Source organism: Paenibacillus sp. EKM10P (assembly GCF_011800655.1).
Lineage (GTDB): Bacteria > Bacillota > Bacilli > Paenibacillales > Paenibacillaceae > Paenibacillus > Paenibacillus polymyxa.
Genome location: NZ_JAALET010000001.1, coordinates 110,765 through 133,185 on the forward strand (window position 1 = coordinate 110,765; position 22,421 = coordinate 133,185).

At 46.8% G+C, this 22,421-nt stretch carries 19 protein-coding genes; 16 read left to right on the forward strand and 3 right to left on the reverse strand.

Features of this window, described 5'->3' with window-relative positions; genetic code table 11:
- Positions 1-16: 16 nt before the first annotated feature.
- The 8 genes from HFE01_RS00395 (at position 17) to HFE01_RS00430 (ending at position 8,824) form a co-directional block, all read left to right on the forward strand.
- Positions 17-406: a GntR family transcriptional regulator gene (locus HFE01_RS00395; RefSeq protein WP_107734097.1), complete on the forward strand. Its 390-nt coding sequence runs from the start codon at positions 17-19 to the stop codon at positions 404-406.
- A complete protein-coding gene (locus HFE01_RS00400; RefSeq protein ID WP_090888269.1) occupies positions 399-1,301 on the forward strand; it encodes an ABC transporter ATP-binding protein in 903 nt (300 codons plus the stop codon). Before HFE01_RS00395 ends, HFE01_RS00400 begins: the two co-directional genes overlap by 8 nt.
- Positions 1,276-3,372: a DUF6449 domain-containing protein gene (locus HFE01_RS00405; protein ID WP_025364177.1), complete on the forward strand. Its 2,097-nt coding sequence runs from the start codon at positions 1,276-1,278 to the stop codon at positions 3,370-3,372. Before HFE01_RS00400 ends, HFE01_RS00405 begins: the two co-directional genes overlap by 26 nt.
- A gap of 214 nt (positions 3,373-3,586) precedes the next feature.
- Entirely contained in the window at positions 3,587-4,351 is a 765-nt protein-coding gene (locus HFE01_RS00410; protein WP_107734096.1) for a class I SAM-dependent methyltransferase, read from the forward strand.
- A 151-nt stretch (positions 4,352-4,502) separates the two neighbouring features.
- Positions 4,503-5,957, forward strand: coding sequence for a PstS family phosphate ABC transporter substrate-binding protein (locus HFE01_RS00415; RefSeq protein ID WP_107734095.1), 1,455 nt, complete (start codon positions 4,503-4,505; stop codon positions 5,955-5,957).
- 145 nt (positions 5,958-6,102) lie between these two features.
- Positions 6,103-7,395, forward strand: a complete 1,293-nt coding sequence (locus HFE01_RS00420) for a WD40/YVTN/BNR-like repeat-containing protein (protein WP_107734094.1) — start codon at positions 6,103-6,105, stop codon at positions 7,393-7,395.
- A gap of 13 nt (positions 7,396-7,408) precedes the next feature.
- Positions 7,409-8,272, forward strand: coding sequence for an aldo/keto reductase (locus tag HFE01_RS00425; RefSeq protein ID WP_107734093.1), 864 nt, complete (start codon positions 7,409-7,411; stop codon positions 8,270-8,272).
- A 15-nt stretch (positions 8,273-8,287) separates the two neighbouring features.
- Positions 8,288-8,824 (forward strand): mismatch-specific DNA-glycosylase, encoded by a 537-nt coding sequence (locus HFE01_RS00430; RefSeq protein ID WP_016821389.1) that lies wholly within the window; start codon positions 8,288-8,290, stop codon positions 8,822-8,824.
- Positions 8,825-8,917: 93 nt separating this feature from the next.
- Here HFE01_RS00430 and ald read toward each other — a convergent pair whose 3' ends face one another.
- Positions 8,918-10,048, reverse strand: coding sequence for an alanine dehydrogenase (gene ald / locus HFE01_RS00435; RefSeq protein ID WP_107734092.1), 1,131 nt, complete (start codon positions 10,046-10,048; stop codon positions 8,918-8,920).
- Between the two features lie 452 nt (positions 10,049-10,500).
- Here ald and HFE01_RS00440 point away from each other — a divergent pair, with 452 nt between their 5' ends.
- From HFE01_RS00440 to HFE01_RS00470, 7 genes are all read left to right on the forward strand, one after another.
- Positions 10,501-12,165 (forward strand): PucR family transcriptional regulator, encoded by a 1,665-nt coding sequence (locus HFE01_RS00440; protein ID WP_167438315.1) that lies wholly within the window; start codon positions 10,501-10,503, stop codon positions 12,163-12,165.
- A 101-nt stretch (positions 12,166-12,266) separates the two neighbouring features.
- A complete protein-coding gene (locus HFE01_RS00445; RefSeq protein ID WP_102998646.1) occupies positions 12,267-13,790 on the forward strand; it encodes a copper amine oxidase N-terminal domain-containing protein in 1,524 nt (507 codons plus the stop codon).
- 243 nt (positions 13,791-14,033) lie between these two features.
- Complete coding sequence (locus HFE01_RS00450) at positions 14,034-15,332, forward strand: galactokinase (RefSeq protein ID WP_167438314.1); 1,299 nt, start codon at positions 14,034-14,036, stop codon at positions 15,330-15,332.
- A gap of 124 nt (positions 15,333-15,456) precedes the next feature.
- A complete protein-coding gene (locus HFE01_RS00455; RefSeq protein WP_167438313.1) occupies positions 15,457-16,374 on the forward strand; it encodes a PD-(D/E)XK nuclease family protein in 918 nt (305 codons plus the stop codon).
- Between the two features lie 139 nt (positions 16,375-16,513).
- The gene (locus HFE01_RS00460) at positions 16,514-17,218 is read left to right on the forward strand and encodes an SGNH/GDSL hydrolase family protein (RefSeq protein ID WP_017426366.1); all 705 of its coding nucleotides are present in this window, start codon (positions 16,514-16,516) and stop codon (positions 17,216-17,218) included.
- A 141-nt stretch (positions 17,219-17,359) separates the two neighbouring features.
- Complete coding sequence (locus HFE01_RS00465; protein WP_103042251.1) at positions 17,360-18,703, forward strand: hemolysin family protein; 1,344 nt, start codon at positions 17,360-17,362, stop codon at positions 18,701-18,703.
- Positions 18,704-18,964: 261 nt separating this feature from the next.
- On the forward strand, positions 18,965-20,239 hold the full coding sequence (locus tag HFE01_RS00470; protein ID WP_016821381.1) for a methyl-accepting chemotaxis protein: 1,275 nt from the start codon (positions 18,965-18,967) through the stop codon (positions 20,237-20,239).
- A 90-nt stretch (positions 20,240-20,329) separates the two neighbouring features.
- Here HFE01_RS00470 and HFE01_RS00475 read toward each other — a convergent pair whose 3' ends face one another.
- Complete coding sequence (locus HFE01_RS00475) at positions 20,330-20,542, reverse strand: hypothetical protein (RefSeq protein ID WP_016821380.1); 213 nt, start codon at positions 20,540-20,542, stop codon at positions 20,330-20,332.
- 140 nt (positions 20,543-20,682) lie between these two features.
- Between HFE01_RS00475 and HFE01_RS00480 the strand changes: the two genes are divergently transcribed.
- Positions 20,683-21,465: a YwaF family protein gene (locus HFE01_RS00480; RefSeq protein ID WP_167438312.1), complete on the forward strand. Its 783-nt coding sequence runs from the start codon at positions 20,683-20,685 to the stop codon at positions 21,463-21,465.
- 112 nt (positions 21,466-21,577) lie between these two features.
- Here HFE01_RS00480 and HFE01_RS00485 read toward each other — a convergent pair whose 3' ends face one another.
- Positions 21,578-22,369 carry an SDR family oxidoreductase gene (locus HFE01_RS00485; RefSeq protein ID WP_016821378.1) on the reverse strand — a complete coding sequence of 264 codons (792 nt, stop codon included), beginning with the start codon at positions 22,367-22,369 and terminating at the stop codon, positions 21,578-21,580.
- Between the last annotated feature and the right edge of the window lie 52 nt (positions 22,370-22,421).

Here is a 22,421-nt window from a genome sequence, read left to right on the forward strand (position 1 = left end):
TGAAAGGAGGAAGTCCATGTTCGAGCTGGATATCCGCAGCCGTAAGCCGATCTACGAACAGCTTATGGAGAAGGTTAAGGAAATGATCGTGTACGGATCGCTTCAGCCGGATGAGCAATTGCCTTCTGTACGGGCATTGTCCGCTCAACTTACGGTGAATCCGAATACGATTCAGAAAGCGTATCGCGAGCTGGAACGCGAAGGATATATTTATTCCGTCCAGGGCAAAGGCAGCTTTGTCACGCCTACCCAGCAGCAGCCGCAACAAATAAAGCGGGATGAGATTCGGGCGGCATTGTTAAAACTGATGATCGAAGCTGTCCATTTCGGTTTTACACAGCAGGAAGTGGACGACATATACGTGGAAGCTATGCAAACAAAGGAAAGGGGGGTGTCCCTTGATTGAATTAAGGGAAGTCACAAAGACATTTACGGAAGAAAAGGCTGTCGATCAGCTCGCCCTGACGGTAAAGAAGGGCTCCATTTTTGGACTGCTGGGCTCGAACGGGGCAGGGAAAACGACCTTGCTCAAAATCATTGCCGGGATTTACCGGCCGGATACTGGTAAGGTGCTAATCGGTGGACAGCCGGTGTATGAGCAGCCTGAAGTCAAGCAGCACATTCTGTTTTTGCCGGATACCCCTTATTTTTTCCCGCAAGCGACAATTCGTCAGATGGCCCGGTTTTACCGCTCCATTTATCCAAGTTGGAGTGAAGAACGCTACACACAGCTTACGGAGATTTTCAAGCTGGACCCGAAGCGCAAACTTCACCGTTTTTCCAAGGGGATGAAGCGCCAAGCCGCTTTTTTGCTTGCCTTGAGCTGCATGCCAGAACTGCTGGTTTTGGATGAACCCATTGATGGTCTGGACCCCGTGATGCGTAGAATGATCAAAAATCTCTTGTTCCAGGAAACCGCAGCACGTGAGATGACCGTCGTGATCTCATCTCATAATTTGCGTGAGATTGAAGACATGTGTGATCATGTCGGCATTATGCACCAAGGTCGGATGCTGTTGGAAAAAGAGGTGGATGACCTTAAATCCGATACGCATAAGGTGCAGGTTGCCTTTCGGGACAGCATGCATGAGGAAGCTGTCTGTGGCCAACTTTCGGTTGTACATAAGGAGCGGAGGGGCAGTGTTCTGCTGCTTATCATCCGGGGTGAGCGAGAGCGGATTGCAGAAACGATTGAAGCGTATGAGCCGCATGTGTTCGATTTGCTGCCGTTGACGCTTGAAGAAATTTTCATTTATGAAATGGAGGACGCAGGTTATGACATCCAACCGATTCTTCTGTAGCGGCGGCGTAATTCGCCAATGCCTGAGACAGCATGGCTGGATCGGTCTATTGTACTTGGCAGGATTGCTGTTTACAGTACCGCTGCCATTGTTTATGAGCACTGGTGATGAACAACCGCGAGTGGTTTTAAAAAGCTTGTTCGATAGCACAAACTCGGGTAATGAATTGCAAAAATTAATTTTAATGACCGTACCCGTGCTGGCAGGTGTGATGCTGCTTCGTTTTGTTCAGCGACAGGGGCCATCCGATTTGTATCATAGCCTACCTTTGCGTAGAGAGCATCTATTAACGTCACATTTAATTAGCGGTCTTGTTCTTTTACTTGTACCTGTATGGCTGACTGCGGGAGTAACTGCTTGGGTTAACACGTCAGTCGAACTGCCTTATATTTTTCAAATTAATGACGTTGGATCGTGGGCTTTGGTTGTGTCCGTCCTTACGATTTTCTTGTTTACTTTTACTGTGTTTGTAGGGATTTGTGTGGGACAATCGTTGCTACAGACCGTAGTAGTGTATGTTTTGCTGCTATTGCCTCAGTTTCTATTCATGATGATAGGGCGTTTTCTGGAACGTAATTTATACGGATATGTGCGGGTGCGAGAAACCATTGTTCAATATATTAATGGCTCGGAGTTTCGCAGCAATAATAATGTTTGGGAAAACTTATCGCCGTTTGTACGCATTATGGACAACTTGCCACAGCGCGCCTTTTCTTACATGGAGCTACTCGCCTATCTAGGTATCTCTGTGCTATTTGTCGCCTTGAGTTATGGTTTGTATCGTAAACGCTTGGTCGAAAAGGCGACTCAGGCTATAGCGTTTTCTTTCTTTCAACCTTTGTTCAAGGCAGGGGTTATACTATGCGCCATGCTTGTACTAGGCGATTATTTTTATAATGCAGGTACAAGAGGAGCTAATTGGTCGATTTTCGGGTATGCACTTGGAGCTATTTTAGGCTATATCGTTGTAGAAATGGTCGTCCGCAAGACGTGGCAAATTGTGCGTGTTCGTGCTTTGGTGGAAATGGTCGTTTACGGTGTGATCATGGGGCTGGTACTGTATATCCCGATTTCAGGTTGGTTGGGTTATGAGGGACGGATTCCAACAGCACACTCCGTAGAAAAAGTTTATGTCGGGCAAGAGGAGCCTCTAGGGGGAGATGCAGAAAAAGAAGCTTATTACTCCCAAGATAGGGCCTATATCGCCTCTGTACTGAATTTACATCGAGAACTCGTACGTGCACATGCAGCTGGCGAGAAAATGTTGTCTAAAAACCTGGCCGTCGAATCGGCATTCATAGTCTACCGTTTGGATGATGGTTCCACCATGACTCGCCGCTATACATTCCCGGAGAAGCCTTTCCGGACAGAACTGACTAAAGTGATGGAAGCAGAGCCTTATAAAACGGTAAGATACAAGCTGGATAAGCTGCAAGGAAAAGCAGAGACGATCAATATCGAATCCGTAGATGATAATGAAAGACGAGTGGTTTTAACCAATCCCAAAGAAACTCGTGAATTTGAAGCTGTACTCAGAGAAGAAGTATTAAATATGAGTTATAGCGAAATGCAATCACATCGATACCCTCTGGGGAATGTTTCTATTACAAATAAAGAGTCATCCTCTACCAATAACGAACCGAGCTGGCATCGTGAAATTTCATTTAATTGGCCGGCTTCATATCACAAGCTTACAGATTGGCTAGAGCAAAAAGGGTATGCGGATAAGGTCATCATTGATTCCAAGGATATTTTTTCGATACGGGCTGTTCCTATTATTTCTCAGGAAATGGAGCCTTATCAACCCAATCAATATATTGAAGACTATAAAATATTTAGAAGCATTCAACAAAAGCACAAAGCAATAACGATTGAAGATCCGAAGCTGTGGAGCACTGTACTGGAAAAGCGTAGATCTAATAGCTATACTCCAGATATGGCGAAAGGCACTTACTTGGTTCAAGTCAAGATCAAACCTTTATTTAGTTCAGATCCCCATACACGCTATTACTATTTTACTCCGAACGATATGACACCGGAGCTTGCCAAGGCATTACCGGCAGTTCCTTAAGCTCCTACGAGGGACAGTATCTGGTTTAGAGGGAATATGGACGGAGGTAGATGAACATGGGATGGTTCGGACACGACATATAACAACCTCATCGACGGGCAAGAGCTCCTCCACATTAGAACGGACATAAATAGAGACCAGAGTGATACAACGTAGAACATACAGAGAGAAGAGTTCAATATTGTACAGTCCAATAGTGGAGGAGCAAAAAAATATGAAATATACAGAAGATCGTGAATTTCTACAGTTGTTGGATCATCATAAACAGTCATTTTCCGGATGGGATTTTTCATTCATTTCGGACACGGGACGAGTGGCGAGCGAACCTTTGGACTGGTCTTATGCCAGCAAGGCTTTGGCGTTGATGCATGCCTCGAAGGCGATGCTGGATATGGGAACAGGCGGGGGAGAGTTCTTGTCGCAGTTGTGCCCTTTTCCAGAGATCATATGTGCGACAGAGGCATATGCACCGAACGTACCTATCGCCAAGCAAAGATTGGAGCCGCTGGGTGTACGCGTGATGGCTATTCATGATGACGATTCCCTTCCGTTTGACGATGCTGGGTTCGACCTTGTGCTGAACAAGCATGAGTCATTTTCGCCAGCGGAAGTGCACCGTATTTTGCGTTCAGGAGGTACGTTTTTGACTCAACAGGCAGGAGGCTTGGATTGTGCAGGCCTTAACGCCCGCTTGGGAGCACCTGATTACGTGTATGCGGACTGGACTCTTCCTCAAGCAATTGCAGGTTTGAAAAGTAATGGTTTTGAAATCGTAGAGCAGCGGGAACAGTTTCCGATCCAGCGCTTTTACGATATTGGAGCGATTGTCTATTACTTAAAAGTTATTGAATGGCAAATTGCAGACTTCCAGCCAGAGAAATATATAGAACAGCTGTATAGTCTGTATTTGGATATTAAACGTGATGGTTATTGGGACGTGAAGCAGCATCGTTTTTTGATCCATGCCAGAGCGATATAGAGAAGATTCGATACGAAAGAGGCCTTCCCCATAGGGGAGGCCTTTTTGCCATTTTCACTACCCTTTCGTATACTAATCTTTACCATAATTGTACAATGAAGAAGCAATAGCTTACAGACTCATTTCATTTATAAGATATAGGGGGATGTACATGTCTGAACCAAAGGAAGTTATAAGCAAGCCGAAAGAGGGCAATTCTGTGCGGATAGCATGGTTTTGGCCATGGCTGGTCGGTACGTTTATGTTTGGATTGTTTTCAGTCATGTTTAATATTATTTGGAGTATGGTTGTAGCACCTCAAGTGCAGTATTTGCTGAGGCATGAAGGTGTGACGGATATAACCGTGGTTGTAATATTGCTGCTATATGTATGGCTGGTCGGTCTCATTTTTGCAGTTTATGGTGCTTTGAGTGCGCATATGTCCAATATGCATAAGCTTCTGCTGATGCTGACTGGGCTAGCATCCTTATTATGCGGGCTGTGGTTGTGGATTATAGGACTACGAGGATCTGGCGGCCAACTTGCCGAAGTATCTGGAGGAGCGTGGGAGCTTTTTGCACTCTATCACGCTTGGGCGGAACCTATACTGGAAGTATTGGGGTCATATACACAGCTCGGTGGAATCTGGTTTCTGCTGACCGCACTGCTGCCCATAGCTGGCATGGTAGTCGGTGTTGGGGTAGATCGCTATCCAGCGGTGACCGACCAGCACGGAAAGGTGGACCATAGATGGCAATGGGTTGTAGCTGCAATATCTGCTGCGCTCATCATTGTGCTGACGATTACGCTCATGCTTCCTCAGCGTCCGTACATTGCGGAGAGGGATTTTCCGGTAGTAGATGGCGCTACAGCGGCCATTCCATTCGCACAGGATATGCTGCATGAATTGACCGGAATGAACAAGGTTCGTGCGGCTCACGAACTGAGATTCAACACAACACATCAGGCTTATGTCAATCTGATTGAAAAGAAGGCGGATCTGATACTGGTGGCGGGCCCATCCGATGAGGAATTGCGCCTGGCGAAAAGTCGGGGAATTCAAATGAAGCTTACACCTATCGGGTGGGATGCGTTTATTTTTCTCGTTCATAAAGGCAATCCGGTTAACGGACTTTCTTCGGAGCAGGTGCGCAGCATATATGAAGGATCTATTCGTAACTGGCGTGAAGTAGGGGGCAAGAATCAGCCGATCGTTGCTTATCAGCGGGAGGAAAACTCAGGAAGCCAAACATATATGCAGAAGAAAGTGATGAAAGGTCAGGACATGGCTGAACCGCCTCGGGAACTCCGAATTGGTATAATGGGTGAGATGATTAATGCAATTGCTGATTTTGACAAGGATCACAACGCGCTCGGTTATTCATTTTATTATTTCGCAAATGTGATGCATAATCGTCAAGAGGTCAAATTTTTATCTATTAATGGAGTGGAGCCCGACAAAGAACACATTCGTTCGAAACAATATCCATTCACAGCCCAACTGTTTGTAGTTACACGCGAAGGTGAGAAGCCACGTACTTCGATGCAACGATTACTCGAATGGCTGCAAAGCGAAGCAGGAACTCATGCCATTGAAAAAGGCGGCTTTGTTCCTGTAAACTCGTAATCCTATAACAATTCGAATACAGTCAGTATCGTATATTCACCGCAAGAGTGAAACCAATACAGCAGGGTAATACATAGAATATGCTTTGCTGTGAATACAATACCCGCGCAGCAAGTATATCAACAACTTAAGGGGATGAACAAAAATGAAGAAAAAAACATCGGTTTGGGTGCTTTTACTCGCCGTAGCCATAGTAGCAGCAGGTTGTGAAACAGGATCACAAACAGGACAAACGGCTCAGAATAAACCAAAAGATTCTGCATCGACACAAGTCAATGATTCGGGAGCCACTGTAGATACACCGGAACAGCAGACTGCTTCTGACGGCAAAAGCAGCACATCCCCGTCCAGCACTGACAAAGCAGTGGAGACAGGAGGGCAAACGAAGACAGATGCTAGTATAGCGAACGTCCGCATGGACAATATTACCGCGCTGCGATTAATCGACGGTCAATCCGGCTGGATCGGCGGTAATGGATGGATTGCCCGAACAGACGCGGCTCCATCCGGTTCAGTCGGTTCAGCTTGGAATGTGCAGTATCAAGGCAAAGGTACGGTTCAACAGATTTTTGCCTTGAATGGAGAGCAGGCCTGGGCTGTTATGGAAGATAGTGGTTCACTGCTGGCAACTCACGATGGCGGCAAGCTTTGGGAAGCTGTCGGAACTGTACCTGAGCAAGGACAAGCGGGCTTTTTACACTTTGTATCATCCAAGGAAGGATTTAGTGGCAACCAATATACCAAGGATGGTGGACAACGCTGGTCTTCGCTCCCTGTGCCTAGCCACATGGTAGGACAGCCATATTATCATGATCGGCAAAACGGCTGGGCAGTAACCCAGAAAACAGATCGCTCGATCCAGATTTTGCACACCGTTAACGGGGGCCAAAATTGGACTCCTGTCATGTCGCGGACAACCGAGGGGCCTCTGAACGGAGTAACTATTCGATCGGTAGAACGGGGCAACGCATGGATTGAGCTGGTTGGAGATACAGGGATGAATCAGACGTCGTATTCGCTTTGGCATACGGCTGATAGCGGACAAAGCTGGCGTACTGTACTGGCGAATTCTACTGCCGGCGGCGGTCCTGCACCAGGTGTTAGCCAGCAAGACAATCAGGTTACCAAAAATGAAGGGACGGCACCAGGCATGCTCTATGCGGTTAACAGCAGTACCGCTTTGATGGGTGGGTACTGTGCACCGTGTGACAAGCCTAATACGATTGGTTGGACCAATGACGGAGGCAAGACGTGGAACAATGGCAAACAAGGCTTTGATGGTTATGGCGGTCAGCAAATCGGGATGGCCAATGCCAAGGAAGGCTGGGCTATTTTCTCGGATTCAGAGCAGGCCCCGATCCTATATATCACCTCGGATGGTGGTCAGCACTGGACGCAGAGTCATGTATTTGACAAGCCTGTGACACCAGGCTCCTAAGGAGGGAATGTAGTTGAGTCAACATAAGAGAAGTGCGATTACATGGACGGACGGTCGTGAAGTACCACTCATTGGGCAGGGCACGTGGTATATGGGCGAAAAAGCCTCCCTTCGGCAGGAGGAGGTGCGTGCGCTTCAACTTGGCTTCGAGCTGGGGATGACGCTAGTAGACACGGCTGAAATGTATGCGGAGGGCGGCGCAGAAGAGATCGTCGGGGAGGCCATTCGAGGCCGCCGGGACGATGTGTATCTTGTCAGCAAAGCCTACCCTCATCATGCGGACCGTCAAGGATTGGCTCAAGCCTGCGAAGCAAGCCTAACCCGAATGGGAACCGAACACGTGGACATGTATCTGCTGCATTGGCGCGGGAATATTCCACTAGAAGAGACAATACAAGGTATGGAAAAACTGCGTGAGCAAGGCAAAATCCGCAACTGGGGCGTGTCCAATCTCGACAAATCCGATATGGAGGAGCTTTGGAGCCTGAGTAATGGCAAAGCCTGTGCTGTCAACCAAGTGCTGTATCACGCGGCTTCGCGAGGTATCGAATATGATCTGCTTCCTTGGAGCCGTACGCATGGGGTGCCTGTAATGGCCTATTGCCCGATTGCCCAAGGTGGACGCCTGCGACGAGGACTACTGGAGCATCCCATTATGGTAGACATTGCTGCCAGCCACGGAGTAACTCCATCGCAAATCGCACTCGCATGGGTTATACGGGACGGTGATGTGTGGGCAATTCCCAAGGCGGTACAAGAATCGCATGTACGAGAAAATGCAGCGGCAGCAAGCATTCGGCTCACCCCTGAACAACTTCAACAAATAGACGAGGCTTTTCCTCCGCCAACGAGGAAGCAGCCGCTGGAAATGGTTTGAGGAAGGAGGGGCCCGATGACAGAACCAGAGACAGAACTACACGAGGTAGATGATCATCTCGACTATGGATTATCCGTTGTATTTATCGGCTTTAATCCCAGTCTGAAATCCGGCGAGGTAGGACATCATTACGCTAATCCGCGCAACCGCTTTTGGCGCATACTGGAGGGGGCTGGCTTGACCCCTCGCTTATACGATCCATCGGAAGATCGGGAGCTGCTAAAGCTGGGTTTCGGTTTTACCAACATTGTCTCCCGTCCTACCAGAGGAGTGGAGGACATTACCCGTGAGGAATACGCCGAAGGACGTCTGAAGCTGCATGCGAAGCTAATGGAATACCGCCCGAAGGTCGCTTGCTTTGTCGGCAAAGGCGTGTACACCGAATATAGTAAAAAATCCAAAGCGGATTGGGGATTTCAGCCTGAACCGCTAATCCCCGAAATGCATGAATTTGTGGCACCTTCGTCTAGTGGACTGGTGCGCATGTCGCTGGAAGAAATCACGGATATTTATCGCCGTCTCCAAACGTTCCTTTCGTCAGAAGCCGTCTAAAATGCGGCTATGTTTGGTAGATGCAGCATACAAAGAACCATACACTTTAATCCTTACTGGGAAAAGTGTATGGTTCTTTGTGCTGCTTCTTTTCTATTGTAGGGTTTTGGTCTGCCATGCCTGTTCCACAGGAACATAAGGATACCCCAGATCACGGGCGACTGCTTCGTAGGTGATATGTCCGTTCAGGACATTGGTACCGCTAAGCAGCGGCTTGCTTCTGCGAAGTGCCTCTTGCACACCGAGATCCGCAAGTTGGAGAGCAAAGGGGAGCGTCGCGTTCGTCAGAGCGAGCGTGGAGGTTTGTGGTACTGCGCCAGGCATGTTCGCTACTGCATAGTGAATGACGCCATGCTTTACATAGGTTGGCTGATCATGTGTCGTGATGTGGTCAATCGTCTCAACAATGCCACCTTGGTCAATGGCGACATCGACGATCACTGAACCGGGTTGCATTGTCTGCACCATGGCCTCTGTTACGAGCCGCGGGGCTTTGGCACCAGTGATCAGGACAGCACCGATCAGCAAATCACTTTGCGCCACGGCTTCCGCAATGTTGGACGGGGTGGACACCAGCGTATGGAGCTGATTGCCAAAAATATCGTCCAGTTGGCGCAATCTTTGCAGGCTTAGATCGATCAATGTAACATCTGCGCCGAGACCGATAGCGACCTTGGCAGCATTGGTGCCGACCACCCCACCACCAATAATAGTTACTTTACCGCGTTTGACCCCTGGCACACCTGCCAGTAGGATGCCTTTACCGCCTTTTGGTTTTTCCAACAGCTGTGCTCCGATTTGTACAGCCATTCGGCCTGCAACCTCGCTCATGGGGGTAAGCAACGGTAGGCTTCCTTCCACATTTAGCGTTTCATAGGAAATGGCGGCCACGCCGTTGTCTGTTAAAGCCCGGGCCAGTGCGGGCTCGGCAGCCAGATGCAGATAGGTGAACAAAATCAAACCTGGTCGAAAATACCCGTATTCAGAGGGGAGAGGCTCTTTTACTTTGATAATCATATCCGCCTGGGACCACACATCTGCCGCTTGCTGAACAAGGATCGCACCCGCAGTGGCATAATCTCCGTCTGTATAGCCACTTTCAACCCCTGCATGGCTTTCTACAAACACTTGATGTCCGTGTTGAATCATTTGAGCAGCACCCGCAGGTGTCAGAGCGACACGATTTTCATTGTTTTTAATCTCTTTTGGAATCCCAATTCTCATTCGTTTCACCTCTCCTAAAAATAATTGTTATCCAACGGCAAATAATTGTTTTTAGGGCAGCTACGCTGCAGAATCAATGTTTGTTGATCATGTTTTCTAGGGCAGCTACGCTGCAGAATCAATGTTTGTTGATCATGTTTTCTAGGGCAGCTATGCTGCAGAATCAATGTTTGTTGAACGTGTTTTTAGGGCAGCTCCCCCTGCTATGGTTTACTGTTGGATGCGACCAAACGAGCTTAGAAAATTGTACTAACATTTGTAAGCAGTCTGCTGATTAGTTACATGGACTCAAGCCCATAAATGCAATTCATGTTAGATTAGGTACAGTTTACAAGGGGTGCGACTCCTTCGCATCATACATTTTGTCGGATTATCTGACTTAAAGGCTCGACTTTTTGATGAATATATGTCATATAAAATGACATAAAGACATACACATAGGGAGAATGCCCATGAAAGGTAAAAAAACATTTACCATTGCGGATGTGCTGGAACGTCCTGTTTTCCGGCGGGCGAAGCTGGCAGCGGGGGAACATGGCGTAGATCGCCGTGTGGGTTGGGTTCATGTGCTAGAAATCACCAATGTATCCCCCTTTGTGAGCCGTCATGACCTGATTTTGACGACCGGCCTGTGGTTATTCCGGAAGGGGGAAGAGCGCGCCGAGTATATGGAGCAGCTGATCCGCTCGGAAGCCGCGGGATTATGTGTGGAGCTGGGCACAAGCATCCATGAGATCCCCTCTGAAATACTGGAGCTGGCGGAACGGCATCACTTCCCGGTCATCGTATTTGAACAGCCGGTGCGTTTTGTTGAAATTACACAAGATATTCACTCCCTACTTATTAACCGACATCATGAACTATTAAAAGATCTGGAGCGATTTTCACGTCAGCTTCAGCAGGAAACCCTACGCAGCACCGATATGAACGCCCTCTTGCGTGTGCTTCATGACTACGCTGCCCGGCAGGTCATCTACATGTCCTCCATTGATACCAATCGATTCGTGCCTTCCGTCCAGCCGGATGTGGCAGACCATATTGCGGATTTTTATGCCAATGAAGTGGAATCCAGTATGACTGCCGATCGTGAAGGGCACCTGCTGTTTCACCTAAATGAATCCACTGCCGTCTTGTTTCAGCCTGTTGTATGCTTCGGTCAGGTGTTTTCCGCTGTAGGTGTGGTACTGCATAATGAAATGCCGACGGAAGAAATGTCGCTGCTCATTGATTACACAGCCAAGGCGGCCGCTACATTAGTACTGAGAACACAGTTTCTTGAAGACCGATTGCTACGTAATCAAAATGAACTGATTCAGGATGTATTGAACGGCCAGCTTCCCAATGAAGAACAGGCCCAGACCCGGATGGGACTGCGATTGTTAACGAAGGGTCGGTATTTATTTTGGGCAGGAGTCATCGAGGTAGAGCATCAGGACAAGGACGCGAGTCAGGTGCGCAAGGAATCCATCAATCAGGATGTATTAGTGCTGCTTCGTTCTCTGTTGAAAAAAGAAGCGTTGCACAATCTGTTGATGATGAAAGGAAGTCAATGCTACATCCTTTGTGCCAAGGAGGAATTAACGCTGCGTTCCGAAGCGCAGATGAAAAAAGTGCTGGCTCATACGGTCCAATATATTCAGAACTATGCCGCAGGACAGCTTGATAAAGTGCGCATTCATGCAGGCTTTGGTAAGGTAAGGCACCGCATGACCGGGACGGACCGCAGTTTTGAAGAGGCATATCAGGTCATTGAAGTCGCGCGAAGCGTCCCGGTCATGAAGGATCGGCTATTTTACGACAGCATCGGAATCTATCAATTGTTGAAAGCAGTGCCTCGCATTCCTTTTTTACAAGAATTTGTACAGGACCATTTGGGCGAGCTGATTGCGCATGATCGTGAGCATCATATGCAGCTTCTGGATACGCTGGATGCCTACTTTCAATGTCATGGCTCCAAGCGTGATACCGCCGGAGTTTTGTATATTCATAGGCAGACTCTTTATAATCGGCTGGATAAAATTAATGAAATCGTAGAGGGGAATTTGGCAGACCCTGACAAACGTCGTTGTCTGGAGATGGCACTCCTGGCTTACCGGATGCTTCAGGCTGAAAATTGATCCTAAATAACTAGTTCTATTTTCTATTCTACTCATTTACAATGCGTGTTAACACTGAGATAATAGAAGAGATAACGGAAATATCTTGAAAGGGGATTAATATGAATATAAAAAAATGGATTGCCGTCCCTCTTATTCTGTTAATGGTAGCTTTGACAGGTTGCCAGGCAGTAGGCGGATTTGATGTAAGTAAGAATTTGTTGGGAACACTTGATGTGAAATCCCAGCAGACAACGGAGAAAATTTCTCTTAAATTAACTCCAAAAGAAGGAATCACGCAAGGAGATCAACAAATCGTAGATTTGATTAATTCGATTTCGGTGACTGTAGATGAAGCTAAGGTACAATCGGAGGAAGTTGCTTCCGCTAAGGGTACTTTACACATTGATAAGTATAATTTGCCATTTGAGCTTGCTTTGGATCGCCAAGGTATGGCTATTCACCTGGAAGGTGCCAAAAAACCTTATTACATATCTCTGAACTCGCAAGAGCGTTTGAGCGGTCTGCCTGCTGGGTTTGATCCTTATGCATATTCCAAAGACGTGAGAGATCTGACCAAAACAGCCGCTGCACTTATGCTCAAGCATGCTCCTAACCCTTCGACCATTTCTGCCACATCTGTAACCGAGGAAGTATACGGTGAAAAAGACAAGGTGAAACTGACCCGTCTCCATACAGAACTGCGCGGTGATGAACTGGTTGCATTGGTAAAACCGTTCCTGACAAATCTGGCCAAGGATGAAGCTGGCTTAAAAGAATTGATCGGCCAAGCTATTGATGTGACTAAAACCATCGCTTCCGGCGTAGCTATTGAGGGTAGTGATAAAGTAACAACAGAACTAAATGAAAACAAAGAAAAGCTGGTCAACGAGGCTTACACTGAGGTTAAAAAGTATTTGGACCTGGCTGTGGCACAGTATGATGTAGGAGTCAGCACTATGTATGCACAGGCACCTGAAATCAAAACAGTCCTGAGTGCCAACACGGTGCTGAAAAACGACATGTATTTTGATGAAAAAGGAAATGTTCGCAAAGCGCTGACAGACTTGACAGTCGCGTTGCCAGATGTGGACGATCTTCCGGTGAAGTCCTTTACCATTCTGACCGAGACTCAAGCCTGGAACGTCAATGGTAGTGTAACGGCCGATAAAGTAGATCTTTCTAACGGCGTTATTGACTTGAATACACAAGCTGAATTAACTCCGGGAGCGACGCTGCGCAATTTTGAAGCAAATTCTCCGATCTACAATATTTTAAAAAATGATTTGGAAATTACAAAAGTAGAAACCACTTTCGATCCTAAAGACGATTACTACGTTTTGGAGAATCGTGGAGGTACGGCCTTCATCCCACTGCGTGAACTGACAGGTGAATTGAGCTCAGAACTAAAATGGGATGCAGCTGCCAAACAAACAACTGTAATTGATGATATTACTGGTAAAACGATTAAGCTGAAAAGTGGCTCTAAGCAGGCTGTACTGGAAGGGAGCACATTGACGTTGCCACAAGCTCCATATACGGATGAATATGGCACATTGTATGTTCCTTTCAAATCTGTTGCAGAGGCACTTGGCGCTACTGTAACTCGTAACAATGCTGGAGAATATGTACTGAAACGCGATTAAAAAGAACTCAAAGTACACTTTCTTCTTCTTAACGGTTATTGCATGGAATGAATCAGGTATAAATACAGGAACCAGTCCGGATTAGGGGCTGGTTCTTTTTTAGTTATATTGGTAAAATGCTCATAAAAGCGATTAAAATAAGCGCTTACAGATTAAAATTGTGCCATACTTTTACACAGGAAAAATTGAGATAATTAAAGCATCATTCTGAGTGGAAAACACATACAAGTAGGGGGATATACGATGAAAGATATGGAGCTATTGAATTCCAGCGAGGGACAGATGGTGCTTGCTCGAATGTACGGTCAACAACAAGTTTCCGAGCAAACCTCTAGATATCAATCACTTATACAGGCGTATCAGGAGCATTTTGGTGTAGGGGATATTGAATTATTTAGTGCTCCAGGGCGATGCGAAATTGGAGGGAATCATACAGACCACAACCACGGGAAGGTGCTGGCAGGCAGTATTACACTTGATACGATCGCTGTAGCAGCTAGAGTGGAAGAACCTGTTATTACCTTCTTTTCTGAGGGCTACCAAACGAAATACGTCATTGATTTAAACGACTTGGCACCAAAACCGGAGGATGACGGTACGATGCTGCTGATCCGTGGCATTGCAGCTGGTTTACTTGAATTCGGGTATCGCATCGGAGGTTTTCAGGCTTATATATCGAGTAATGTATTCTCTGCTTCAGGATTAAGCTCTTCCGCTTCGTTTGAAATGTTGATATGCACAATATTAAATCATTTTTATAACGAGGGAGCATTAGATACTGTTGCTAAATCCAAAATTGGTCAGTATGCGGAGAATGTCTACTGGAACAAGCCTTCGGGGCTGCTCGATCAGATGGCTTGCGCCTATGGCGGCTTGATTTCCATTGATTTTGAAAATCCCAAGGAACCGATCATTAATCCAGTCCATTGGAATTTTGAACAAAACGGGTACTCCCTGGTTATTGTAAATACAGGTGGAAATCATGCTGATTTAACGGATGACTACGCAGCGGTGCCGAACGAAATGCGTGCTGTGGCTCAGTCTTTAGGCGCTTCTGTTTGCCGTGACTTAATGCCCGAGAATCTGTACGCCAATCTCAAAATGGTTAGGGAAAAAGCGGGGGATCGGGCAGTGCTCCGTGCTTTGCATTTTTTTGAAGAAAACAAGCGTGTAGATGAGCAAGTGAAATCGCTGGAGGAAGGACGCTTTTCTGATTTTTTAAAGCTCGTCACCGAATCTGGTAACTCTTCCTGGAAATGGCTACAGAACGTATATAGGAGTGGGATTGATCGGGAACAAGACGTATCGGTTGCACTGGCTTTAACGGAAATGTATTTAAAATCAATTGGTGATAGCGCATGCAGGGTACATGGTGGTGGCTTTGCTGGTGTGATCTTGACGATTCTTCCCAATGATCATGTGGAGGATTACAAGGAGTGGATTAGCGGAATGCTGGGAACTCCGGTGCTCGTTGTCAACGTCCGTGAGGATGGTGCTGTTAATGTAAGTGAATTGATCAATGCTGAACGGACTCGTAGCTAGTGTACTAACTAATCAATCGAAGACTTTAACCTATGGGTTAAAGTCTTTGTTCTTTTTATGGCCGATACAGCTTAGGCATGCGTTATAATAGAGAGATGGAAGTTCTAATGAAGGAGGGCCTGTCATGGCAATATATCCGTCCTGGTCCTATTCACAATCAAGGGCCCAAACGTTCGACGAATGCTTACGCAAATACTATTATCATTATTACGGCTCGCATAATGGCTGGAATTCGGCACAGGGCACTGAAGAACAAGTTACGTTGTATCGACTTAAGCAACTGAGCAACTTATATATTTTATTCGGGAATATTACGCACCAAATGTGTGAATCGGTCATACGTGGGTGGATGGAAAAAGGGGCTGTCCCGCGCACAGCATTTCTGGAGACCGCTATGAAGAACATGTTGAATGACAGCTACAAGGAATCGTTGCACCGTGAGCTATGGCTGCAAGATCCCAAAAATCGGGTCATGCTTGCAGAGATTTATTATGATGATGAAGTGCTTCCGGAACGGATTACCCGGATTAAGGAGCGGCAGCACGCGGTGGTACACAATTTGTACCGTACCGCGGTTTGGCGTGAGCTGCAACAGGGCCAAGCCCGAATCGTTGAGGTGGAAAAATGGGATACGATGCTCCTACATGAGACAAAAGTATATGTCAAAATGGATTTGCTCTATCGTAGAGACAACGGAGACATGGTTATTGTAGATTGGAAAACAGGTAAGGAAGGCGACTTCTCCGACCAGTTATTTTTGTATGCTTCCTATGTGCAGGAGCATTATCAGCTTCCTTTGGAGAAGATTGAGGTACGGGTAGAGTATTTGATGACAGGAGAGCATGAAGTATATCGCCCCACAGTAGAGGATATCGACAAGGTAGTTGGCAATGTAGGACGTTACATCGAGGAAATGAAGTCCTGCCTCGATGATGATTACTATAATCGACCCAAGCCCGAGTCTTTCTTTACACCGATGCCTTCACGCAGGGTCTGCGGCGGCTGTAATTTTCGCGAGGTGTGTAAGTACCGCGCGGTCTGAAATCGAGAAATTAACATCAAAACGGAGTAGGTGGAATGGTGCTGCACAAGCAATAGCGGTGGGAAGCACCATCCACCTGCATAATGGCTATAACTCTCTCAAATTCTGAAACCGCTTTCCAATTCGGAGAATACGAGGTATGATAAGGGTATTATTGGAAATTGTGAAGGGGGACAGTGGAAAAATGCCGAGTACAGGACACACACGTATTCTTTTTCAAGGAGATTCCATTACAGACGGAGGAAGGGGACGGAATGAGGACGCGAACCATTGGCTGGGTCAGAGCTATGTGTATCTGATCGCTGGGACACTCGGGAGTCGACTGACTGCTACACAACCGGAATTTGTAAACCGGGGTGTTTCGGGGGATCGGGTTTCGGATTTGTATGCTCGTTGGAATGAAGACACGTTTAGCCTACAGCCGAACCTGCTCAGTATTCTAATCGGAGTGAACGATGCCTGGCGGATCGTGGAGCAGGAGCCATCCGGGGTGACGGACCGATTTGAACGAGCCTATTGCCACCTGCTGGAGGAGACGCGTGAAGTGATGCCTGATACCGGGCTGGTGCTGTGTGAGCCGTTTATTTTGAAAACAGGAGCTACCGAGGCGCGCTGGGACATTTGGCAAGAAAAAATAACGGGCTACCAGCGTATTGTACGTCAACTTGCCGACAAATATGGGGCCGTATTTGTGCCGCTCCAGAGCATGTTGAACGAGGCCGCTACCAAGGCGGACGCTTCCTATTGGCTGCATGACGGGGTTCATCCGACAGCGGTCGGGCACCAGTTAATAGCTGATCAATGGATAGATATCGTGCAAAAGAGTCCGCTGGCGATTCGTTAACAAAGTCATACATAGTCTATTCCTTGTCATTTTTGGGTAATACACGATTATGGACATCATTACTTATGTTATGGTTCCAACCAAAAATGAATGTCAAAGGGGGTGCTTCTTGCTTCGGCATCAACGGAGCAAGAGAGGGCTATGGAAACGATAAATATCATTCTAGTTATTTTACTTATCACCTTAACAGCTTTTTTTGTGGCCTCAGAGTATTCCATTATTCGTGTACGGGTATCTCGTATCAACCAATTGGCCTCAGAGGGCAACAAAAATGCGAAAGCCGTTAAAAATATTCTGTCTCGGCTCGACGAGTATTTATCCGCTTGTCAGCTTGGAACCACATTAACTTCAATGGCGCTAGGTTGGTTAGGGGAATCTACAGTTGAGAAGCTGCTACATCCCCTGTTTGTGTTGGCGCATATTCCAGCTGGACTAACGGGAGTGCTCTCCTTTTTGCTGGCTTTTCTGATTTTGACCTATTTCGAGGTGGTCGTTGGGGAACTGGTACCCAAAACCTTCGCCATACAAATTGCCGAACCGATGGCATTGTTTTTTGCCCGTCCGATTACGGTTTTCTATAAAATAACGTATCCTCTGAATTGGGTGCTCAGTCGTTCTTCACGTGTCATTACGGGGCTTTTTGGGCTAAAAAAAGTATCCGAAGAAGATGCAGCACTCAGTGAAGCCGAGCTTCGACTGGCGTTATCTGAAGGGTTTCGTAGTGGTGAAATTACACCGACAGAATATCGATACCTGAACAATGTATTTGATTTTGACGACCGTGCAGCGCAAGAAATTATGGTACCGCGGATCCACATTCGTTCCATTTCCCACCAGGCAACGGTAGCCGAGTTTATGGAGCTGATCGAGGACAAAGTTTATAATTTTCTACCTGTAGCTGAACATGGAGACCGGGATCGTATTATCGGGATGATTCGTGTGAAGGAAGCTCTGCATGACTTGGCCCGTGGGCATAGCACAGGAAATACAACGATGGCTTCTTACATTCATCCGGTGCTTCAGGTGATTGAGACGGTTCAGGCTCGGGATTTGCTGATTCAGATGCAAAAACGACGTATCCCAGTAGCGGTGCTGGTGGATGAATATGGTGGAACGTCTGGGCTTGTCACCCTAGAGGACATTATGGAGGAAATTGTTGGAGACATTCCTTCCTATACGGATACCGAAACCCCCGCAGCGCTAACACCACTCATTACAAAAACAGATGATCATCGTTACATACTCAAATCACAGGCGCTTATCCATGAGGTCAATCGGCGCTTGGAGACAGATATTGAGGCCGGGGACGTATATACGATTGGCGGTTGGATGCTTTCCGAACGTTTTGATATCCAACAAGGAGACAAGCTGACCAGCGGATTATGGGAGTTTACTGTACTGGAAAAAAACAGTCACCAAATAGACACAATTGAAGCGGTTAAAAAGGTGATTGTTGAACAGAAGGATGACAGTTATTCTCAATGATGGAAAATGGCATGGCGAAGCAATAGATCGCTTCAGATGTGGCGAATGTCCTGCAAATTAAGCGGCAGCGCGATTCGTCCGCTTTTTTGACGTAATTTGCTGCCTGAATAGCATGTTGTTTTTGTAGTTAGGTCAGGGGACTTAAGACTCTGCATCTTTATGCTTATAAATATAGGTGTCTGTGAAAAATACTACTAGAAATGTAGCAATTTTATGGTAAAATGGAATCAAATTTGAGTTTTTTGGGGTGGGCTACAGTACATGAAGATGTCACTAGGTACGAAAATGGTTACTGCATTTGTCTTGATTTCAGCAATAACCTATGGAACAAGCGCTTTTTTTATTTTTGTACTCAAGGACTGGCTTGCTCATGGTACACAGGAATGGGTATACACCTCGATTATTTTGTTATTGGGTGTCCTGTGGAGTGGCATTTTGGGCTGGTTGATCTCAAAATTACTTACACGGCCGATTGTTAGATTGGCCAAGGCGGCAGAGGAAGCTTCGGCGGGCAACCTGTCTGTCGTAATTCCAGAGCGTCGTTCAGATGATGAAATCAAAGTGTTGTACGATGCATTTCGGCATCTGATGTTGAACATTAAAGATATGTTCAATGAGATCTCGTATAGCACCAGAACAACTTCGCAAAGTGCAGAAAATCTGAGCTTGGCTATTGTACAGGCTACGGCGCAAATCGAGTCCATGTCTACGGTAGTAGAAGATATTTTGGATGGCGTGGAGCAGCAAAAGCAAGCATCTGCCCAATCTATTAAAACAGCGGATCGAATGCTGGGCGATTTTAAAATGATGCGTAGCAAATCGGGACATATGCTTGAACTGTCAGGCCATATGGAGCATTCGGTGGATTCAACGCAGACTGTATTTTCATCCCTGATGGATGGCATGGGTGAGCTGACAGCTTCACATAGTCGTTCACAGCAGGTGATTGCACGACTGGAAAAAGAAGCTTCACAAATTGAAGCGATTACAAGCACGGTGAAGGATATTGCCGAACAGACCCATCTGTTGGCGCTGAATGCTTCTATAGAAGCGGCACGTGCGGGAGAAGAAGGGAACGGCTTTGCTGTAGTGGCGCACCAAATTCGCGCACTGGCCGCCCAAAGTACGGAGTCTGTACAGCAAATTAATGCTATCGTTAGCCGTGTACAGTCACAAATCGTAGAGACTGTGGAGTTGATGCATCAGCAAACGTCTTTAGTCAGTGCTGAGGCGGAACGGACAAGCTCTGTCGACCAGACGCTGAACCGTTTGAACGCTATTGTACGTGAATTTGTCGAAAGCATTCGCACCATGGAAGAAGCCGTAACAGAGCAGACGAATCGGGTGGATCAAACCTTTGAGCAGATTCATCGTATCCAGCAAATGTCAGGGGCGTTCTCTGAAGGTGCTCACAAAATTTATACGGCTGCTCATGAGGAGACGGCTATTATGCAGGAAATTTCATCCTCTTCCGAGGACTTGAAAGTGCTTACGAATAAACTCATGATGAAAACACGTGGAATCAACTATAACTAAAAACGTCATGTGAGGCATGATGCATACCCATAAAAACGTAGCTGCTACACACCGGAAAACGAAGCAAAGTGGTTCTCCGGTGTGTGGTGGCTATTTTTTAATTTCAAAAAATTCACATTGTTTTCTGGGATGGTAAGCCAGGTCACTGACGCTAGACTGCACAACGATGGTCTGATCGTCAAAACGGATTATCGTCCCGCCTGAGCCAATCAATTGGTCATCTTGAAATACCCGGACACGAAGATGACGTTCCAGTGCCTCGCTGAAATCCTGATCTGTAATTAATCGGCGATTAATCGGCATGAGTGTTCTCCTTTGAATATAATATCTTTTATCATAAAGGTTAGGGTATTGAACAAGCAAGAAAGACGGCTAGAACATATTCGACTATTTGGTATAAAATAGAAGATGCAAAGAGAGAAAGAAATCGAAGGGGGCTTTCTATGGACTGGCTATGGTCAGGGTCTTGGTTCGATGCGTATGCGCCGGAAGGGTTCGAAGCCTTTACTCCGTCACATGCTTTGGCTATACTGGGGCTCATTGTATGTGCTTTGCTGCTGTGGCTAACGCGGGGATGGGTTCGGTCAAATAAGCCTGTAAGTGAGGGAATTCGCTGGTTATTAATTACGGTCCTCATTCTTTCAGAGGTGACTTTGAATATATGGTATGTGGCACAGCATATTTGGGATGTCCAGACATCATTGCCCTTGGAATTGTGCAGTGTGACACTGCTGTTGTCCATCCTGATGCTTATGTTCCGCAGCCGTTGGTTATATCCGGTCGTCCTGTTTGCCGGAATTGGAGGAGCGCTCCAAGCAGTACTTACGCCTAATTTGGCTTATGCCTTTCCGCACTATCGTTTTATCCATTTTTTCGTAGCTCATAGTGCTATTATTTTGGCTGCCCTATATATGACCTGGATCGCAGCACTCCGACCGACATGGAAGAGTGTAGGGGGAGTTATGCTATTCCTCAATGGCTTGGCGTTGATGGTGTGGATTGTAGACCGTGCGTTTGGTGCCAACTACATGTTTCTGACCGGAAAGCCGTCGACACCATCGATATTGGATGTTTTGGGGCCATACCCTGTTTATATTTTGGCAGAAGAGGTCATTGCACTGCTATTCTTTTCTCTTCTGATGCTGTTGTTTGAGGTGCTGCCAGGAGGCAGATTGTATGTCCGCCTTCGCAAAGGAGCTGTGCATAATGCTGACAGGGCGTTATAAAATAGTTGTAAAGCCATGCAAAAGCAGCCCTTTCCACTAGTAATGACTTGGGATAAGGCTGCTAAGAATGTCTGAGCAGTAGCTTATACGGGGACAACGATCCCCTTTATGCTTAACGCAGCAGCGATTCTGCTCCGTCTACATAGATCTCTGTACCCGATACATGAGATGATTCATCTGAGGCGAGAAACAGGACCAGATTGGCGACCTGCTCTGGTTCACCGGGAGCATCCTCCAGCGGATGCTCTCCGCCCTTCGGAAATTCGACTGGAATTTGTACCTTCTTCAAGTCTTCGGTAGGGTACGTGTTATCATCAATTTTCGTGTCGATAGCTCCTGGGCATATCGCGTTGACCCGTATTTTGTAACGTGCCAGCTCCAGCGCTGCCATTTTCATAAAAGCAACCTGAGCCGCCTTGGTAGAGGCGTAAGCTGAGAACCCAATACCCGAAAAGGTTCGGTTACCGTTGATGGAACTGGTGATGATAATGCTGCCGCCGTGTTCTTTCAAGTATGGAACAGCATATTTAACGGTGGCGAAGGTGCCGCGTAGATTAATATTTATCGTGCGGTCCCATTCCTCCAGCTCCATGGTCTCAATAGGGGCCATGGTACCATTAATGCCTGCGTTGGCGAACACGATATCCAGCTTTCCGTATGTTTCCACGACTTTAGCGAACCCTTGCTGAATCATGTCTGGCTTGGCAATATCACATTCCAGCACAAGTGCTTCACCGCCTGCCTGCTCAATGATTGCTTTGGTCTCCTCTGCATGCTCAGGTGTCCGATCCAGCATGACCACCTTGGCGCCTTGTTCTGCAAAACGAATGGCGGTTGCTTTACCGATTCCTGAACCGCCGCCGCTGACCACTGCTATCTTTCCTTGCAATCTCTGCTCTGCCATTGACTATTCCTCCCATTCCGTTCATAAGCTAAACCTGACTCGTTATTCCAAT

Coding starts and splice junctions, on each gene's coding strand:
- HFE01_RS00395 (WP_107734097.1), top strand. CDS start 17: ATGTTCGAGCTGGATATCCGCAGCCGTAAGCCGATCTACGAACAGCTT.
- HFE01_RS00405 (WP_025364177.1), top strand. CDS start 1,276: ATGACATCCAACCGATTCTTCTGTAGCGGCGGCGTAATTCGCCAATGC.
- HFE01_RS00410 (WP_107734096.1), top strand. CDS start 3,587: ATGAAATATACAGAAGATCGTGAATTTCTACAGTTGTTGGATCATCAT.
- HFE01_RS00415 (WP_107734095.1), top strand. CDS start 4,503: ATGTCTGAACCAAAGGAAGTTATAAGCAAGCCGAAAGAGGGCAATTCT.
- HFE01_RS00420 (WP_107734094.1), top strand. CDS start 6,103: ATGAAGAAAAAAACATCGGTTTGGGTGCTTTTACTCGCCGTAGCCATA.
- HFE01_RS00430 (WP_016821389.1), top strand. CDS start 8,288: ATGACAGAACCAGAGACAGAACTACACGAGGTAGATGATCATCTCGAC.
- ald (WP_107734092.1), bottom strand. CDS start 10,048: ATGAGAATTGGGATTCCAAAAGAGATTAAAAACAATGAAAATCGTGTC.
- HFE01_RS00440 (WP_167438315.1), top strand. CDS start 10,501: ATGAAAGGTAAAAAAACATTTACCATTGCGGATGTGCTGGAACGTCCT.
- HFE01_RS00445 (WP_102998646.1), top strand. CDS start 12,267: ATGAATATAAAAAAATGGATTGCCGTCCCTCTTATTCTGTTAATGGTA.
- HFE01_RS00450 (WP_167438314.1), top strand. CDS start 14,034: ATGAAAGATATGGAGCTATTGAATTCCAGCGAGGGACAGATGGTGCTT.
- HFE01_RS00455 (WP_167438313.1), top strand. CDS start 15,457: ATGGCAATATATCCGTCCTGGTCCTATTCACAATCAAGGGCCCAAACG.
- HFE01_RS00460 (WP_017426366.1), top strand. CDS start 16,514: ATGATAAGGGTATTATTGGAAATTGTGAAGGGGGACAGTGGAAAAATG.
- HFE01_RS00465 (WP_103042251.1), top strand. CDS start 17,360: ATGGAAACGATAAATATCATTCTAGTTATTTTACTTATCACCTTAACA.
- HFE01_RS00470 (WP_016821381.1), top strand. CDS start 18,965: ATGAAGATGTCACTAGGTACGAAAATGGTTACTGCATTTGTCTTGATT.
- HFE01_RS00475 (WP_016821380.1), bottom strand. CDS start 20,542: ATGCCGATTAATCGCCGATTAATTACAGATCAGGATTTCAGCGAGGCA.
- HFE01_RS00480 (WP_167438312.1), top strand. CDS start 20,683: ATGGACTGGCTATGGTCAGGGTCTTGGTTCGATGCGTATGCGCCGGAA.
- HFE01_RS00485 (WP_016821378.1), bottom strand. CDS start 22,369: ATGGCAGAGCAGAGATTGCAAGGAAAGATAGCAGTGGTCAGCGGCGGC.